The organism is Enterobacter sp. BIDMC 29, assembly GCF_019378755.1.
GTDB classification, from domain to species: Bacteria; Pseudomonadota; Gammaproteobacteria; order Enterobacterales; family Enterobacteriaceae; genus Enterobacter; species Enterobacter ludwigii.
Map to the genome: position 1 here is coordinate 4,916,083 of NZ_CP080000.1, position 16,513 is coordinate 4,932,595.

The following is a 16,513-nucleotide window of genomic DNA, read 5'->3' on the forward strand; positions in this document are numbered from 1 at the left end:
TTGATTGTTATCACCGTACGCTAACCTTCACTCCGCTAAACTACTTGCCTGCTAAGGAGAGAGTGATGCTGGGATGGGTGATCGCCTGCCATGATGAACAGGCGCAGGATATGCTGGATAAACTGGAGGCCAGATTTGGTCCGCTGGCGCAATGCCGTGCGGTTAACTACTGGCGTGGATTGAGCACCAACATGCTCAGCCGCATGATGTGCGATGCCCTGCATGAAACCGACACCGGTGACGGCGTCATCTTCCTGACCGATAAATCCGGCGCGGCACCTTATCGCTCTGCGGCATTGTTGAGCCACAAGCACAACAACTGTGAAGTGATATCAGGCATTAACTTTTTGCTGCTGGAATCCATGTATCCCTTCCGGGAAACCTTAAGCAGCGCTGAATTCCGTCATGCGATCGTCGACAAAAAAGTGGCCGGCGTCAGCAGCCTGTGGCATCAGCAGCAAAAAAATCCTCCCTTTGTCTTGCTCCATGATTTGTATAAGAATTAAACATTGGTATTGATGCTGCTTTTGTTACAATGGTGGCTGATTTTTCGTGTCGATTAATATTCCATGTTCATGCGCGTTGTGTTCCTTCTGTTGCTGCTGGTTTCCGGCGGCGCATCTGCCAGCCTGATCGCTCAGCAAGGGCTTCCCGCCCGATATATGCAAACCACCGAAGATGCGGCTATCTGGGCGCAAGTAGGTAACAATGTGGTCAATGTCGGCAATATTCGTGCCGGGCAAATCCTGGCCGTCGTCCCCACATCCGCTGATTACTACGAGTTTCGTTTTGGCTTCGGCACGGGCTTTATTGATAAAGAGCACCTGGAAGATGTGCAGGGCAAACAGCGCGTGGAAGACAGCCTTGGTGATTTGAATAAACCGCTGAGTAACCAGAACCTGATAACCTGGAAAGACACGCCTGTCTTTAACGCCCCCAGCAGCGGAAGCGCCCCTTTCGGCACGATGAGCGCTAACCTTCGCTACCCCATTCTGAATAAACTTAAAGACCGTCTGAACCAGACCTGGTATCAGATCCGCATCGGCAATCGTCTGGCGTGGATCAGCAGCCTGGATGCGCAGGAAGATAACGGCATCCCGGTTCTGACCTATCACCATATCCTGCGTGATGAAGAGAACACCCGTTTCCGACATACCTCCACGACCACCAGCGTGCGTGCGTTCAGCAACCAGATGACCTGGCTTCGCGATCAGGGCTATACCACGCTGACGATGGCTCAGCTTGAAGGGTATGTGCGTAACAAAATGAACCTGCCGGCGAAGTCTGTGGTGATCACCTTTGATGACGGGCTGAAGTCGGTGAGCCGCTATGCGTATCCCGTCCTCAAAGCGTATGGATTTAAGGCGACGGCGTTTATTATCTCGTCGCGTATAAAACGTCATCCGCAGAAGTGGGCGCCGAAATACCTGCAGTTTATGAGTGTCTCTGAGCTTGAGCAGATCCAGGATGTGTTTGATATCCAGTCTCATACCCACTTCTTGCATCGAGTGGACGGCAATAAACACCCGATCTTACTGAGCCGTAGCCATCACGTGATTTTGTTCGATTTCGCGCGTTCACGCCGGGCGCTGGCGCAATTTAACCCGCACGTGCTCTATCTCTCTTATCCGTTTGGCGCCTATGATGACAAAGCGGTAAAAGCAGCGAATGACGCAGGGTTCCACCTGGCGGTGACAACGGTAAAAGGCAAAGTGAAGCCCGGGGACAATCCGTTCCTGCTTAAGCGACTGTATATTTTAAGGACGGATTCGCTGGAGACGATGTCGCGGCTTATCAGTAATCAGCCGCAGGGATGAGATGAGAGAAGGCTGTGAACGGTTCACAGCCTTCAGGATATCAGGCAACCTGGACCGGAATGGCTTTCGCGGTGCGTTTCATTTCGTTGTCGCCTTCGAAGTACGCCACTTTTGGCTGCCAGCGACGGGCTTCTTCGTCAGACATCATCACGAAGCTGGCGATGATAACGATATCACCGACGTCAGCACAGTGAGCGGCAGCGCCATTCACGGAGATAATTCTGGAGCCGCGTTCCGCCGCGATCGCATAGGTAGAGAAGCGCTTACCGTTATTCACGTTCCAGATATCAATGGCTTCGTTTTCAAGGATGCCCGCTGCATCAAGAAAATCCTGATCAATGGCGCAGGAGCCTTCATAGTGCAGGTCGGCCTGAGTGACTTTCACACGGTGAAGCTTACCTTGCAGCATTTTGCGAATCATTACGTTTACCTTTAATCATCATGCGTTAACCCCCCGCGAACGAGGGGAGGTAGAGAGTTATGCCAGCTCAACCACTTTATTGTCGATAAGGCGTGCCTGACCGAGCCATGCAGCCACCAGAAGCACCGCGCGCTTGCTGGTATCGGTCAGCTCAAGCAGCGTATCGGCATCACGGATTTGGATATCGTCAGCGCGGAAGCCTTTGTCGTTCAGCGCCTGTTCGGCGAGGGCAACGATCTCTTCTGCGCTCAGCTCTTTAGCCACAAGCTGTTCCGCCATGGTATTCATGACCTTGCTCAATCCCGGCGCGATTTTACGCTCATCCGCGGTAAGGTACCCGTTACGGGAACTGAGCGCCAGACCGTCTTTGGCACGCACAATCGGCACGCCCACGATCTCAATATCATAACCCATGTCGGCGACCATCTTACGGATCAACGCCAGTTGCTGGAAGTCCTTCTCACCGAAGCAGGCAACGTCGGGCTGCACCAGGTTAAACAGCTTGCTGACGATGGTTGAAACGCCGCGGAAATGGCCCGGACGGCTGGCGCCTTCCAGCATGGTTGAAATGCCCGGCACGTCCACGTAGGTCGCGTCCTCGGTCCCCTGCGGGTAGACGTCTGCAGGTGCCGGAGAGAAGACAATGTCGGCGTGGCGTTTTTTGAGTTTTTCGCAATCTTCCTGCAGGGTACGCGGATAGCGCGCCAGGTCGTCGGCACGGTCAAACTGCATGGGGTTCACGAAGATACTGACCACCACGATATCTGCACGCGCTCTGGCTTCATCAACAAGCTTCATATGGCCGTCATGCAGGTTACCCATCGTGGGAACCAGTGCGATACGTTTACCTTCCTGACGTGCACGACGGATATGCTGGCGAAGCAGCGGCAGGGTTTCAATGATTAGCACAACAAGACTCCTTAATGGAAACTGTGTTCTTCACCCGGGTAAACACCGGATTCAACGTCGGCAATATACTGCCGCACAGCAGCACGCATGTCGCCTGCTTCTGCCAGGAAATTTTTGGCGAATTTAGGGATATGGCCGCCGGTAATACCAAAAGCGTCGTGCATCACTAAAATCTGACCGTCGGTAACGTTGCCTGCGCCAATGCCAATCACTGGAATCGACAGCGCCTCGGTGATGCGTTTTGCCAGTTCAACCGGCACACACTCCAGCACCAGCAGCTGTGCGCCAGCGGCTTCCAGCGCCAGGGCATCCTCAAACAGTGTCTGTGCTGCATCACCGCGGCCCTGCACCTTATAGCCGCCAAAAATATTGACGGATTGCGGCGTCAGACCCAGGTGGCCGCAGACCGGCACGGCACGTTCGGTGAGCATTTTCACGGTCTCTGCAAGCCAGGCTCCGCCTTCGATTTTGACCATATTGGCCCCGGCACGCATGACGGTTGCCGCATTCTCGAACGCTTGCTCTGGGGTCGCGTAGGCCATAAAAGGCAGATCGGAAAGCAGCAGACAGGCAGGTGCTCCGCGGCGCACGGCACGGGTATGGTAGGCAATATCTTCGACCGTCACCGGCAGGGTGGAATCATGGCCTTGTACCGTCATCCCTAACGAATCTCCGACCAGCATGACAGTGATACCCTCTTCGGCAAAAAGCTTAGCGAAGCTGTAGTCATACGCAGTAATGGTGGCGAAGCGTCTCTTTTCCTGTTTGCATTTCTGCAGTAAGGAGATGGTGGTTGGTTTCATACTGTTTCCTGATAGCCCAAAAGCGAATCTTTGCGCATTCTAACAGTAACATTTGAGGGAACAATGATTTTAGGCAACCGATTAACCACAATTCCGTGAGGGTTAACCGGTAAAAACGCGGATCACCAGCGGGCTGGTTTTTCTGCGTCGAGGCTATCCAGCACTGCCTTCAGCGAGAGGCCGTCAGGGAAGGTGAGGTCAGGGGCAACGTCGAACAGCGGCCAGAGCATAAAGCCGCGATTTTTCATATCGTAGTGCGGAACGGTGAGACGGGGGGTGTTAATCACCTCATGGCCAAACAGCATAATGTCGAGATCGAGGGTGCGCGGCCCCCAGCGTTCGGCTTTGCGTACGCGGCCCTGCTGCAGTTCGATTCGCTGAGTATTATCCAGCAGCGTGTCGGCATCCAGCGCAGTGTTCAGCACCACGGCGGCATTCAGGTAATCAGGCTGATCCTGTGGCCCCAGCGGCGGTGTCCGGTAGAAAGAAGAGACCGCCACAATACGGCTTTGTGGGATTTCACCCAGCGCCTGAACGGCAGCATTAACCTGCTCCAGCGGAGAGGCCAGATTGCTGCCGATGGCAATGTACGCCAGGGTCATGCCGTACCTTCACGGCGCGGCGCACGTTTGCGCGGACGACGGTGGCGACGACGCGGCGTCGGTTCGTCATCGAGGTCGACGAGCATATCTTTCTGCTCTGGCGGTGCTGAAACCTGGAATTCGCCCCACCACTGCGCCAGACGCTGCAGTTCCTGGTTCCGTTCAATTTCAGCACGCAGCGACAGTAAATCGAACGCAGCGCGGAATTTAGGATGCTCCATCAGCTTCCAGGCGCGTTTACCCTGACGACGAGACATGCGCAGCTGAAGCTGCCAGATATCACGCACCAGCGTCGTAATACGTTTTGGAATGGCGAGCGTGCGGCAGGCTTCATCCAGCACGTCATTTGCGGCCAGCGCAAACGCATCGTAGTAGGCCAGACCGCTTTCCTGCGCAATTCTCTGCGCCGCTTCCAGCAGCGGATACCAGAACATCGCAGCAAACAGGAACGCCGGGTTCACACGCATATCGTTGTGAATGCGGGTATCGGTATTCTTCAGCACCTGCGCAATCATGCGTTCCATTGGGCTGTCACCGTTTTCGGTAAAGCAGCGCGTAATGGTCGGGAACAGGGGCTGGAAAAGGCTGTATTCGCGTAGCAGCTTGTAGGTTTCGTAGCCGTAACCGGCCTGCAGCAGCTTCAGCGCCTCTTCAAACAGACGGGCTGGCGGCACGTCGTTAATCAGCGTCGCCAGACGCGGTATCGGCTCTGCGGTTTCCGGGCTGATGCGCATTGAGAGTTTGGCGGCGAAACGTACGGCGCGCAGCATACGCACCGGGTCTTCACGATAACGCGTTTCCGGCGTGCCGATCAGGCGAATCAGACCGTCTTTCAGGTCCTGCATGCCGCCGACGTAATCACGGACGGTGAAATCTGCCACGCTGTAGTAAAGGCTGTTGATCGTGAAATCGCGACGCTGGGCATCTTCTTCGATAGAGCCGAAGATATTGTCCCGCAGCAGCATGCCGTTCTGGCCGCGCTGGGAGGTGGTGCGATCGGATTCGCCCGCTTCGTGGTGACCGCGGAAGGTCGCCACTTCAATAATTTCCGGCCCAAACATGACGTGAGCAAGACGAAAACGACGGCCAACAAGGCGGCAGTTACGGAATAATTTGCGCACCTGCTCTGGCGTGGCGCTGGTCGTCACGTCGAAATCTTTTGGTTTTTTGCCCAGCAGTAAATCACGCACCCCACCGCCAACGAGATAGGCCTCGTAGCCTGCTTTATTCAGACGATAGAGCACCTTGAGGGCATTTTCACTGATATCTTTGCGGGAAATATTGTGCTGCTCACGTGGAATAACCGACATGCGGTTTTGCGCAATAGCGTCGTTCGCCATGCTCTCTTCGCGGCTTAGCACTTTACGGCAAAAATTAGCGACTCGGGTAAAAATAGTACACCTCGTAGTGTGTTTTGTTATGAAAAAAGCGGCTAATCATAGCTCAGCGCAACGCATTTGAGAATGCTGGATTTTTGGCACGGTCGTCAGCGTCCAGTTGGCGATCGCCATTTTCAGCAGTTCGTCAATTCGCAAATCCTGCCATTCGTTGGTTACATTCTGGTTGAGAAATCGCAGCGCGTCGATCAAAACAGGGCGCGGATCGCCGTCTGGCAGGGCGGGCGCATGATTTTGTTTTGACAGTTTAAAGCCCTGTTCATTGACCGCCAGCGGCAGATGAATGTAATCCGGCGCGTTCCAGCCAAACTGGTGATAGAGCGATATTTGTCGCACGGTAGGTTCCACCAGGTCAGCCCCGCGCACAATTTCCGTCACGCCCTGGAAATGGTCATCAACCACTACCGCCAGGTTATAGGCGAACAGGCCGTCACGGCGGTGGATAATAAAATCTTCGCGTGCAAGACGTTCATCCGCATGGATTTCGCCGGAGAGTAAATCAGTAAAGTGCGTCACCGGGACATGCTGCTTTATGCGCACGGCGGCCAGTTCTGGACCGTTATTGCGCGTGCGGCAGTGGCCGTCATAGACGCCACCCACGCTCTGAATACGCGCGCGGGTGCAGGTGCAGTAGTAGGAGAGCCCTTGTGCGTGGAGCCACGCCAGGCGTTCCCGGTAGGCATCATGTCGCCTTGACTGCCAGAGGACGTCACCGTCCCAGTGAAGACCGTAATGTTCCAGCTGACGCAGAATGGTATCTGCTGCACCGGGAACTTCACGCGGAGGATCAATATCTTCAATGCGGACCAGCCATTTACCGTGACGGGCGCGAGCCTGCAGGTAGCTGCCGAGGGCGGCAATTAATGAGCCGAAGTGTAATTCACCAGAAGGGGATGGCGCGAAGCGCCCAATATAGTGTGATTCAGACATATCAACAGTAACAAGGCGGGAGAAACTCCCGCCTTTGGAGTGTGTAAACAGCGCTGGTATTAACCGGCCATCTGTTTTTCGCGGATTTCTGCCAGCGTTTTACAGTCGATGCACAGATCGGCGGTTGGACGCGCTTCCAGGCGACGAATTCCGATTTCAACACCGCAGGATTCGCAGTAGCCAAAATCTTCGTCTTCGACTTTTTTCAGCGTTTTTTCGATCTTTTTGATCAGTTTGCGTTCGCGGTCACGGTTACGCAGTTCGAGGCTGAACTCTTCTTCCTGAGCGGCACGGTCTACCGGGTCCGGGAAGTTAGCAGCTTCATCCTGCATATGAGTAACGGTGCGATCGACTTCATCCCTGAGTTGATTACGCCATGCTTCAAGAATACGCTTGAAGTGCGACAGCTGGGCTTCGTTCATATACTCTTCGCCCGGCTTCTCTTGATACGGCTCCACCCCAGCGATGGCGAGAATACTCAGGGACGATGTTTTACGGTTTTGCCCTTCTTGCATGTTGCTTCTCCTTAACACGCACTATCGATCCCCGTGTTGGGGGAAAAATCAGGTCGCTATAAATAGCAGATGCTTTTCCGTATGGCAATTATCTAAACGTAACACTTGACAAGCCTGTGAGGAAAAGCGTATTTGCGCACGCGGCCAGAACACTTAATAGTCAATCGTCTAATCCCTTATAAGACAATGGGAAGAGAGGATCTCAGAGTCATATTATCGGCAGAAAGTTCCGCTTTATAAGCCAAAACCTCCACCCCCTGCTTTTGTGCCTCATTCAACAATTGCGCGTATTTGAGATCAATATGGCGGGCTGGAGAAAATCGTTCAATGGCTGAATGTAAAACCGCAAACAGCAATACGGCGCGTTTGCCCGCCGCCGCAACACTCATCAGCTCCCGCAGATGCTTCTGCCCCCGTAGCGTGACCGCATCCGGGAAGTAGCCGTTTTCCTGTTCCGCTAACGTCACTGATTTTACTTCAATATAGCACTCGGGCCGGTCTTCCGCCTGTAACATGAAGTCAATTCTGCTGCTTTCATCGCCATATTTAACTTCACTTTTATGCGTGCCATACCCCACCAGTTCGGGCAGGGTGCCAAGGGTCAATGCTTCCTTAACTAATTGATTGGCGCGCAGGGTATTCACGCAAATAAATGCCCCGTTTTGCGTCTCGGTCATTTCCCAGGTATGGGCATATTTGCGTTTAGTATTTTCTGAAGTGGAATACCAGACCGTGTCACCCGGCGTCGCACAGCCGGTCATGGCACCGGTGTTCGGGCAGTGCAGCGTGAGCTGTTCACCTTCGGGGGTGATCACGTCAGCGAGAAAGCGTTTGTAGCGTTGAACCAGCGTGGCGTGCTGCAGGGCAGGACTAAACTTCATCAGAATTCCTTAGGGTATCGCCCAGCGACCAGCGCTGTAGCGGCGTATAACGGGTGCGTCCTTGGGTAAAGACCGATTCGTAAAGCGCGAAGGTATTGACCTCAACGTCCCAGTGAAAGCCGGGTGGCGGAATGGCAACGGCCTGACCGGCATCGCGCAGCAGGGTGATATGCGGATGAAACGGCTGCGGACTCTGGTAACACCCGCTGCGAGCCGCCTGGGCGCGCAACATGCTGGCAAGCTGTAAAAGCCCGCGGGGCGGCTGGCGCGTGCCCAGCCAGACCACGCGTGAGCGCAGCCACTGGCCCGCGTCGTCGAGGTGCAGCGTAAACGCCGGCTGAGAAATGCGGCCAGCCATTGCTGCCAGCGCGCGCTGTTTTTCGGCGCTGACATCGCCCAGAAAGGCCAGCGTCAGGTGCAGGTTTGCCGCCGCGATCGGACGGCCTGCGTCCTGGGGAAAATGGCTGGCTCGCCAGCGAACGATTTTTCGCTGCAGCGTGGAGGGCAATTCTATGGCAAAAAACAGCCGTTTCGACTCAGACATACAGGGGACTCGGTAATGGTATGCGCCGATGCTACAATGTACGCCGACTAATGTTAACCCTCTGGAGTTGTTAGTGTCCTCATTGCCGGTCGCCGTCGTCCTTCCTGAGCTTCTTGCTGCCTTACATCATGCCCCGCAGGTTTTACTTAACGCCCCGACGGGCGCAGGTAAATCTACCTGGCTGCCGCTGCAGATCCTTAAAGAGGGTACTGTCCGCGGGAAAATTATCCTGCTGGAGCCGCGCAGGCTGGCCGCACGGAACGTGGCGCAGCGCCTGGCGGAACTGCTTGGTGAAAAGCCGGGCGAGACGGTGGGCTACCGTATGCGCGCCGAAACCTGTGTTGGCCCGTCCACGCGCCTTGAGGTGGTGACCGAAGGGATCCTGACCCGCATGCTGCAAAACGATCCGGAGTTAAACGGCGTCGGGCTGGTGATTCTGGATGAATTCCACGAGCGTAGCCTGCAGGCAGATCTGGCACTGGCGCTGTTACTTGATGTTCAGCAAGGGCTACGCGACGACCTCCGGTTGCTTATCATGTCCGCTACGCTGGATAACGAGCGACTGCAGCAGACGTTGCCCGACGCGCCGGTTATCGCCTCCGAAGGCAGAGCATTTCCCGTTGAGCGTCGCTATCAACCATTGCCTGCCCATCAGCGTTTTGACGACGCGGTAGCCATCGCAACCGCCGAATTGCTCCGCCAGGAATCGGGATCGCTATTGCTGTTTTTGCCAGGCGTAGGCGAGATCCAGCGCGTGCAGGACCAACTGGCTTCCCGGGTGGGAAGTGACGTGCTGCTTTGCCCGCTCTACGGCGCGCTTTCGCTGGCGGATCAGCGTAAAGCAATCCTGCCCGCGCCCGCGGGGCAGCGTAAGGTGGTGCTGGCAACCAATATTGCCGAAACCAGTTTAACCATAGAAGGCATTCGCCTGGTGGTGGACAGTGCGCAGGAGAGGGTGGCGAGCTTTGACGCGCGCACCGGGCTGACTAAACTGCTGACGCAGCGCATAAGCCAGGCGTCGATGGTTCAGCGAGCAGGCCGTGCGGGACGTCTTGAGCCCGGTATCTGCCTGCATTTGACCAGCGCGGAGCAGGCTGAGCGCGCTGCACAGCAAAGCACGCCGGAAATTTTACACAGCGATCTGGCGGGGCTGGTGATGGATCTTCTGCAGTGGGGATGCCCGGATCCGGCACAGCTAACCTGGCTTAATCCTCCACCCGCCGCGAACCTTGCTGCTGCCCGGACCTTACTGAACCGCCTGGGGGCGCTTGATGGTGAGCGATTGTCATCCCGCGGGCAAAAAATGGCCGCGCTGGGCAATGACCCTCGCCTGGCGGCGATGCTGGTGGCCGCGCAGGGGGAAGATGAAATTGCTACGGCGGCGAAACTGGCGGCTATTCTTGAGGAGCCACCACGCGGTGGCAGCAGCGATCTGGCGCAGGCCTTTTCCCGCAATCAGGGGAACTGGCAGCAGCGGGCGCAGCAGCTTTGCCGGCGACTTAACGGCAAAGCCGGGTCGCCAGACAGCGCGGCTATCGCGCCTCTGTTAGCGCAGGCGTTTCCCGACAGGATCGCACGTCGTCGCGGTCTGGACGGGCGATATCAACTGGCCAATGGCATGGGTGCGATGCTGGACAGCGATGACGCCATGACGCGTCACGAATGGCTGATTGCGCCGTTACTGTTACAGGGTAGCCACTCCCCGGACGCGCGTATTTTACAGGCTATCGCGGTGGATATAGATGCCCTGACGCGTGCCTGTCCGCAGTTGGTCCAGCAATCCGATACCGTGGAATGGGATGAGGCTCAGGGCACGCTGAAGGCGTTTCGTCGCAGCCAGACAGGTAAACTGATCCTCGGCACCACGCCGCTGGCAAAACCGTCGGAAGAGGTGCTGCATCTGGCCATGCTGAACGGCATCCGGGACAAAGGGTTAGGGGTGTTGAACTGGACGCCAGAGGCGGAACAGTACCGTATTCGTCTGCACTGTGCCGCGCGCTGGCTACCGGAGTATGACTGGCCCGCAGTCGATGATGAGACATTGCTGGGCTCGCTGGAACGCTGGCTGCTGCCGCAAATGCACGGTGTACACTCGCTGCGTGCGCTAAAAGCGCTTGATGTTAAGGTCGCGTTACAGAATTTACTGGACTGGTCATTACGTCAACGTCTGGATAGTGAACTGCCAGGGCATTACACTGTGCCGACCGGAAGCCGGATTGCCATTCGTTATCACGAGGATAATCCTCCGGCGCTGGCGGTACGTATGCAGGAAATGTTTGGAGAGGCCACCACGCCTTCTGTGGCGCAAGGGCGCGTCTCTCTGGTGCTGGAGCTGTTGTCGCCAGCCCATCGCCCGTTACAGATTACCCGCGACCTGGGGGCATTCTGGGCGGGGAGCTACCGTGACGTGCAAAAAGAGATGAAGGGGCGGTATCCCAAACATGTCTGGCCGGACGATCCGGCAAATACGACACCGACACGACGGACGAAGAAGTATTCGTGACGGGTGTGGCTGGGAACGTGCGGCTTGATGCCCTCACCCGCAGGGTGCGGGAGAAAATACTAAAGACGTTCCTGTCTGGAAGGTCTTGCTGTTTACTTTGAGAGATTTCTTCTTTCACAGGCCAGTGGAAGAAAAGAGAATCGGGCCCTTGCGCCTGAAAGTTGCGGAGAAAAAGCATGGCGGGGAATGACCGCGAGCCAATAGGACGTAAGGGAAAACCAACGCGTCCGGCGAAAGAAAAGGTAAGCCGTCGTCGCCTCAGAGATGAGGACTATGACGATGACTATGAAGACGATTATGAGGATGAAGAACCGATGCCGCGTAAAGGGAAAGGCAAAGGGCGTAAGCCTCGGGGCAAGCGCGGCTGGTTCTGGCTGCTGCTGAAGCTGTTCATTGTATTTGTTGTGCTGATGGCGATTTACGGCGTCTATCTGGATCAGAAGATCCGTAGCCGTATCGACGGAAAAGTCTGGCAACTGCCTGCGGCGGTGTATGGCCGCATGGTGAACCTTGAGCCAGATATGTCCATCAGCAAGAACGAGATGGTGAAACTGCTGGAAGCCACCCAGTATCGTCAGGTGTCGAAAATGACGCGTCCTGGCGAATTTACCGTGCAGGCGAAAAGCATTGAGATGATCCGCCGTCCGTTTGATTTCCCGGACAGCAAAGAGGGCCAGGTGCGTGCGCGTCTGACCTTTGACGGCGATCGTCTGGACACCATCGAGAACATGGATAACAACCGTCAGTTCGGTTTCTTCCGTCTCGATCCGCGTCTGATCACCATGCTCTCGTCGGCGAACGGCGAACAACGTCTGTTCGTTGCCCGTAACGGCTTCCCGGACCTGCTGGTTGATACCCTGCTGGCAACCGAAGACCGTCACTTCTATGAGCATGATGGCATCAGCCTTTACTCGATTGGCCGTGCGGTGCTGGCTAACCTGACCGCCGGACGGACGGTGCAGGGGGCGAGTACGCTGACCCAGCAGCTGGTGAAGAACTTGTTCCTCTCCAGTGAACGCTCTTACTGGCGTAAAGCCAACGAAGCGTACATGGCCGTACTGATGGATGCGCGTTACAGCAAGGATCGTATCCTTGAGCTGTACATGAACGAGGTGTACCTCGGTCAGAGCGGGGATAACGAAATCCGCGGCTTCCCGCTGGCAAGTCTGTACTACTTTGGTCGTCCGGTGGAAGAGCTGAGCCTTGACCAGCAGGCGCTGCTGGTGGGCATGGTGAAAGGGGCGTCCATTTATAACCCGTGGCGTAACCCGAAACTGGCGCTGGAACGTCGTAACCTGGTGCTGCGTCTGCTGCAACAGCAGCAGGTGATTGACCAGGAGCTGTACGACATGCTGAGCGCACGTCCACTCGGCGTTCAGCCGCGCGGTGGCGTGATCTCGCCTCAGCCTGCGTTTATGCAGCTGGTGCGTCAGGAGCTGCAAAGCAAGCTCGGTGATAAGGTGAAAGATCTCTCCGGCGTGAAGATCTTTACTACCTTCGATTCCGTGGCGCAGGAAGCCGCTGAAAAAGCTGCGGTGGAAGGCATCCCGGCGCTGAAGAAACAGCGTAAGCTGAGCGATCTTGAAACCGCGATGGTGGTGGTTGACCGTAACACCGGCGAAGTTCGCGCCATGGTGGGCGGTGCTGAGCCGCAGTTCGCAGGCTACAACCGTGCAATGCAGGCGCGACGTTCGATTGGTTCACTGGCAAAACCGGCAACCTATCTTACCGCCCTGAGTCAGCCTAACCAGTATCGCCTGAATACCTGGATTGCCGATGCGCCGATTTCCCTGCGCCAGCCTAACGGCCAGGTATGGTCTCCGCAGAACGACGATAAACAGTTCAGCGGCCAGGTCATGCTGGTGGATGCGTTGACCCGCTCGATGAACGTGCCAACGGTGAACCTGGGTATGGCGCTCGGTCTGCCGGCGATTGTCGACACCTGGCAGAAACTGGGTGTGCCGAAAGATCAGCTCCATCCTGTTCCGGCGATGATCCTGGGGGCGCTTAACCTGACGCCGATCGAAGTGGCTCAGGCGTTCCAGACCATTGCCAGCGGGGGTAACCGTGCACCGCTCTCTGCTCTGCGTTCGGTGATTGCTGAGGACGGCTCCGTGTTGTATCAGAGCTTCCCGCAAGCGGAACGTGCCGTGCCAGCGCAGGCGGCCTATATGACGTTGTGGACGATGCAGCAGGTTGTGCAGCGGGGGACCGGACGTCAACTGGGTGCGAAGTATCCGAGCCTGCATCTGGCAGGTAAAACCGGGACCACCAACAACAATGTGGATACCTGGTTCGCCGGTATCGATGGCCGTGAAGTGGTGATCACCTGGGTAGGCCGCGATAACAACCAGCCAACCAAACTGTACGGTGCGAGCGGGGCGATGTCGATTTACCAGCGCTATCTGGCGAATCAGTCTCCGGTACCGCTGAATCTGGTGGCGCCGGAAGATATCGTCGATATGGGCGTGGACGCTTCCGGTAACTTTGTCTGTGGCGGCGGTATGCGTACCTTGCCTGTCTGGACCACCAACCCGGATTCGCTGTGCCAGCAAAGCCAGCCAGAGCAACCGACGGGTAACCCGTTCGAGCAGTCTTCTCAGCCTCAGCAGCAGCCGCAACAACAGCCGCAGCAGCAGAATGAGAAAAAAGACAGCGACGGTGTCGCGGGCTGGATCAAAGATATGTTCGGCGGTAACTAACGCCTCACATCCCCCCGAAAGGGGGGATTTTTTTACCTGTACTTTCCATTTCCTTAACCCTCGTTTTCATTCTGATTAACCCTTCGTTTTCTCTTGTTTATTTCTTAAACCCTTAATTCTCGTAGGGCCGCTTACTGCTTGCTATGCAGCCAGCGTTTCGCATATTATTCTGCGGTCATAATAATAATTCTCGTTTACGTTATCATTCACTTTTCCATCAGAGATAAACATGGCGCTTTCCCATACTGCTCAGCCAATTCACACGTCGCTGCGAAAAATCGCGATCGTCGTAGCCACAGCGGTTGCCGGCATGTCTACGTATGCACATGCGGCTGAAACCCAGAAAAAAGAAGAAACCATCACCGTCACTGCCGCGCCTGCCGCCCAGGAAAGTCCGTGGGGGCCTGCGCCAACGATCGCAGCAAAACGCACGGCAACGGCGACCAAAACCGATACCGCGATTGAAAAGACCCCGCAGTCTATTTCCGTGGTAACGCGTGATGAAATGGAACGCCGCCAGCCAGCGACCGTAAAAGAGGCGCTGGGCTATACGCCGAGCGTGTTTGCGACCCGCGGCAGCTCCACCACCTATGATGTGGTCTCAATTCGTGGTTTTACCGCGCCTTCGACGGTGAACACCAACCAGTATCTCGATGGCATGAAGCTGATGGGGAATAACTACTCCGAAGCTTCCATGGATCCGTACTTCCTTGAGCGCGTAGAAGTGATGCGCGGACCTACGTCTGTGCTCTACGGCAACAGCAATCCAGGCGGTATCGTCAGTATGGTGAGCAAACGCCCACTGACCGAGCCGCTGAAAGAAGTCCAGTTTAAAATGGGGACCAATAACCTGTGGCAAACGGGCTTCGATTTCAGTGATGCAATCGATGAAGATGGCGTGTGGTCGTACCGCCTGACCGGTCTTGGCAGTAGTCAGAACGCACAGCAGGAGATGTCAAAATCAACCCGCTATGCGATTGCGCCCTCCTTTAGCTGGCGTCCGGATGACAAAACCGATTTCACCTTCCTGAGCAATTTCCAGAACGATCCGGAAGCGGGCTACTACGGCTGGTTGCCACGGGAAGGGACCGTGGTGCCATACCGTGACGCAAACGGCAATGAGCATAAGATCCCAACCGATTTCAACGAAGGTGAAGCGGATAATAAGATGGCTCGTCGCCAGCAGTTGATTGGTTACAGCTTCTCGCATCAGTTTGATGACACGTTCACCGTGCGTCAGAATCTGCGTTACGCAAAAGTTCATACGCTCTACCGCTCTGTTTACGGCAATGGCTACGCTGAGCCTGGCAAGATTAACCGTGCTTACGTGCGTTCAGATGAAGATCTGAATATGTTCACCGTGGATACTCAGCTGCAGTCGACATTCGCGACGGGCGCCGTAGACCACACGTTGCTGACGGGCGTTGATTACTCGCGTATGCGTAATGATATCAATGCGCTGTACGGTTCCGCCGACCCTATTGATATCCAGAACCCGGATTACGGCAACGCGAACATCAACACCAACCTGCCATGGTCTAACTATTCCGTCGTTAACCGTAATGAACAGACCGGGCTCTATGCTCAGGATCAGGCGGAGTGGGATAAGTGGGTGCTGACGCTGGGCGGACGCTACGACTACGTGATGGCCTCAACGCTGACGCGCGGTACGGCCGATTCGTTGGCTGAAAACCACGACCAGGCTTTCACCTGGCGCGGGGGAATTAACTATCTCTTTGATAACGGTATTTCACCTTACTTCAGCTACAGCGAGTCGTTTGAGCCGGTATCGGGCGCCGATCGTAACGGCACACCGTTCGACCCTTCCCGCGGTAAGCAGTATGAAACGGGTGTGAAATACGCGCCGAAAGACCTGCCGGTTGTGGTCACCGCATCGCTGTTCCAGCTGACGAAAGATAAGAACCTGACGGCGGATCCGAACGATCCAACGAATACTCACAGTATCCAGACCGGTGAGATCCGTTCTCGCGGTTTCGAACTGGAAGCGAAGGCAGCGGTTAACGCCAATATCAACGTGACCGCGGCGTACAGCTTTATTGATGCTGAGTACACCCATGACAGCACCTTTGAAGGTAAACGTCCGGCGGAAGTGCCGCGTAATCAGGCGTCATTGTGGGCAGATTACACCTTCACCGACACGGCCTTAAGCGGCCTGACGATTGGTGCCGGTACCCGTTACATCGGTAACACGGTGAGCTACTACTCAAGCGGCGACAAAAAAGATCAGCCGTTTAACGTCGCGAGCTACACCCTTGCCGATGCGATGGTGAAATACGATCTGGCCCGTCTGGGTCTGCCGGGGTCATCTGTGGCGGTGAACGTGAATAACCTGTTCGATCGGGAATATGTCTCCAGCTGCTACAAGGATTATGCATGCTACTGGGGTGCTGAACGTCAGGTTGTCGCCACCGCGACCTTCCGCTTCTAATCTCTCTTCGGGCACGCTTCGCCGTGCCCTTTTTATTTAA

At 55.8% G+C, this 16,513-nt stretch carries 14 protein-coding genes; 5 read left to right on the top strand and 9 right to left on the bottom strand.

Annotated features, from left to right (window positions below):
* The first annotated feature begins 65 nt into the window (after positions 1–65).
* Both JTA15_RS21370 and JTA15_RS21375 read left to right on the top strand, forming a co-directional pair.
* Positions 66–506 (top strand): PTS sugar transporter subunit IIA, encoded by a 441-nt coding sequence (locus tag JTA15_RS21370; protein WP_219372699.1) that lies wholly within the window; start codon positions 66–68, stop codon positions 504–506.
* A gap of 63 nt (positions 507–569) precedes the next feature.
* Positions 570–1,817 (top strand): polysaccharide deacetylase family protein, encoded by a 1,248-nt coding sequence (locus JTA15_RS21375; RefSeq protein WP_014168671.1) that lies wholly within the window; start codon positions 570–572, stop codon positions 1,815–1,817.
* Positions 1,818–1,857: 40 nt separating this feature from the next.
* Here the strand turns inward: JTA15_RS21375 and panD are convergent, their stop codons facing one another.
* The 9 genes from panD to thpR all read right to left on the bottom strand — a co-directional run bounded on the left by panD (position 1,858) and on the right by thpR (position 8,819).
* Entirely contained in the window at positions 1,858–2,238 is a 381-nt protein-coding gene (gene panD / locus JTA15_RS21380; protein WP_014168672.1) for an aspartate 1-decarboxylase, read from the bottom strand.
* Positions 2,239–2,295: 57 nt separating this feature from the next.
* Entirely contained in the window at positions 2,296–3,147 is an 852-nt protein-coding gene (gene panC, locus JTA15_RS21385; protein WP_025205376.1) for a pantoate--beta-alanine ligase, read from the bottom strand.
* Positions 3,148–3,158: 11 nt separating this feature from the next.
* Complete coding sequence (gene panB / locus JTA15_RS21390) at positions 3,159–3,950, bottom strand: 3-methyl-2-oxobutanoate hydroxymethyltransferase (protein ID WP_014168674.1); 792 nt, start codon at positions 3,948–3,950, stop codon at positions 3,159–3,161.
* A 122-nt stretch (positions 3,951–4,072) separates the two neighbouring features.
* The gene (folK, locus tag JTA15_RS21395; protein WP_047955057.1) at positions 4,073–4,552 is read right to left on the bottom strand and encodes a 2-amino-4-hydroxy-6-hydroxymethyldihydropteridine diphosphokinase; all 480 of its coding nucleotides are present in this window, start codon (positions 4,550–4,552) and stop codon (positions 4,073–4,075) included.
* On the bottom strand, positions 4,549–5,946 hold the full coding sequence (gene pcnB, locus JTA15_RS21400; protein ID WP_071605427.1) for a polynucleotide adenylyltransferase PcnB: 1,398 nt from the start codon (positions 5,944–5,946) through the stop codon (positions 4,549–4,551). The genes folK and pcnB overlap by 4 nt, the downstream gene beginning before the upstream one ends.
* Before the next feature lie 42 nt (positions 5,947–5,988).
* Positions 5,989–6,879, bottom strand: coding sequence for a tRNA glutamyl-Q(34) synthetase GluQRS (gene gluQRS / locus JTA15_RS21405; protein WP_044867508.1), 891 nt, complete (start codon positions 6,877–6,879; stop codon positions 5,989–5,991).
* A gap of 59 nt (positions 6,880–6,938) precedes the next feature.
* Positions 6,939–7,394 carry an RNA polymerase-binding protein DksA gene (gene dksA, locus JTA15_RS21410; protein ID WP_001155232.1) on the bottom strand — a complete coding sequence of 152 codons (456 nt, stop codon included), beginning with the start codon at positions 7,392–7,394 and terminating at the stop codon, positions 6,939–6,941.
* A gap of 176 nt (positions 7,395–7,570) precedes the next feature.
* Positions 7,571–8,275, bottom strand: coding sequence for a DNA/RNA nuclease SfsA (sfsA, locus tag JTA15_RS21415; RefSeq protein WP_014168679.1), 705 nt, complete (start codon positions 8,273–8,275; stop codon positions 7,571–7,573).
* Positions 8,265–8,819 (bottom strand): RNA 2',3'-cyclic phosphodiesterase, encoded by a 555-nt coding sequence (gene thpR / locus JTA15_RS21420; protein ID WP_014168680.1) that lies wholly within the window; start codon positions 8,817–8,819, stop codon positions 8,265–8,267. Before thpR ends, sfsA begins: the two co-directional genes overlap by 11 nt.
* A 73-nt stretch (positions 8,820–8,892) precedes the next feature.
* On the opposite strand from thpR, the gene hrpB reads away from it, so the two are divergent.
* The 3 genes from hrpB (at position 8,893) to fhuA (ending at position 16,473) form a co-directional block, all read left to right on the top strand.
* Complete coding sequence (hrpB, locus tag JTA15_RS21425) at positions 8,893–11,322, top strand: ATP-dependent helicase HrpB (protein WP_219372700.1); 2,430 nt, start codon at positions 8,893–8,895, stop codon at positions 11,320–11,322.
* 176 nt (positions 11,323–11,498) lie between these two features.
* Entirely contained in the window at positions 11,499–14,024 is a 2,526-nt protein-coding gene (gene mrcB, locus JTA15_RS21430; protein ID WP_219372701.1) for a bifunctional glycosyl transferase/transpeptidase, read from the top strand.
* A gap of 229 nt (positions 14,025–14,253) precedes the next feature.
* A complete protein-coding gene (gene fhuA / locus JTA15_RS21435) occupies positions 14,254–16,473 on the top strand; it encodes a ferrichrome porin FhuA (protein ID WP_219372702.1) in 2,220 nt (739 codons plus the stop codon).
* The last annotated feature ends 40 nt before the right edge of the window (positions 16,474–16,513 follow it).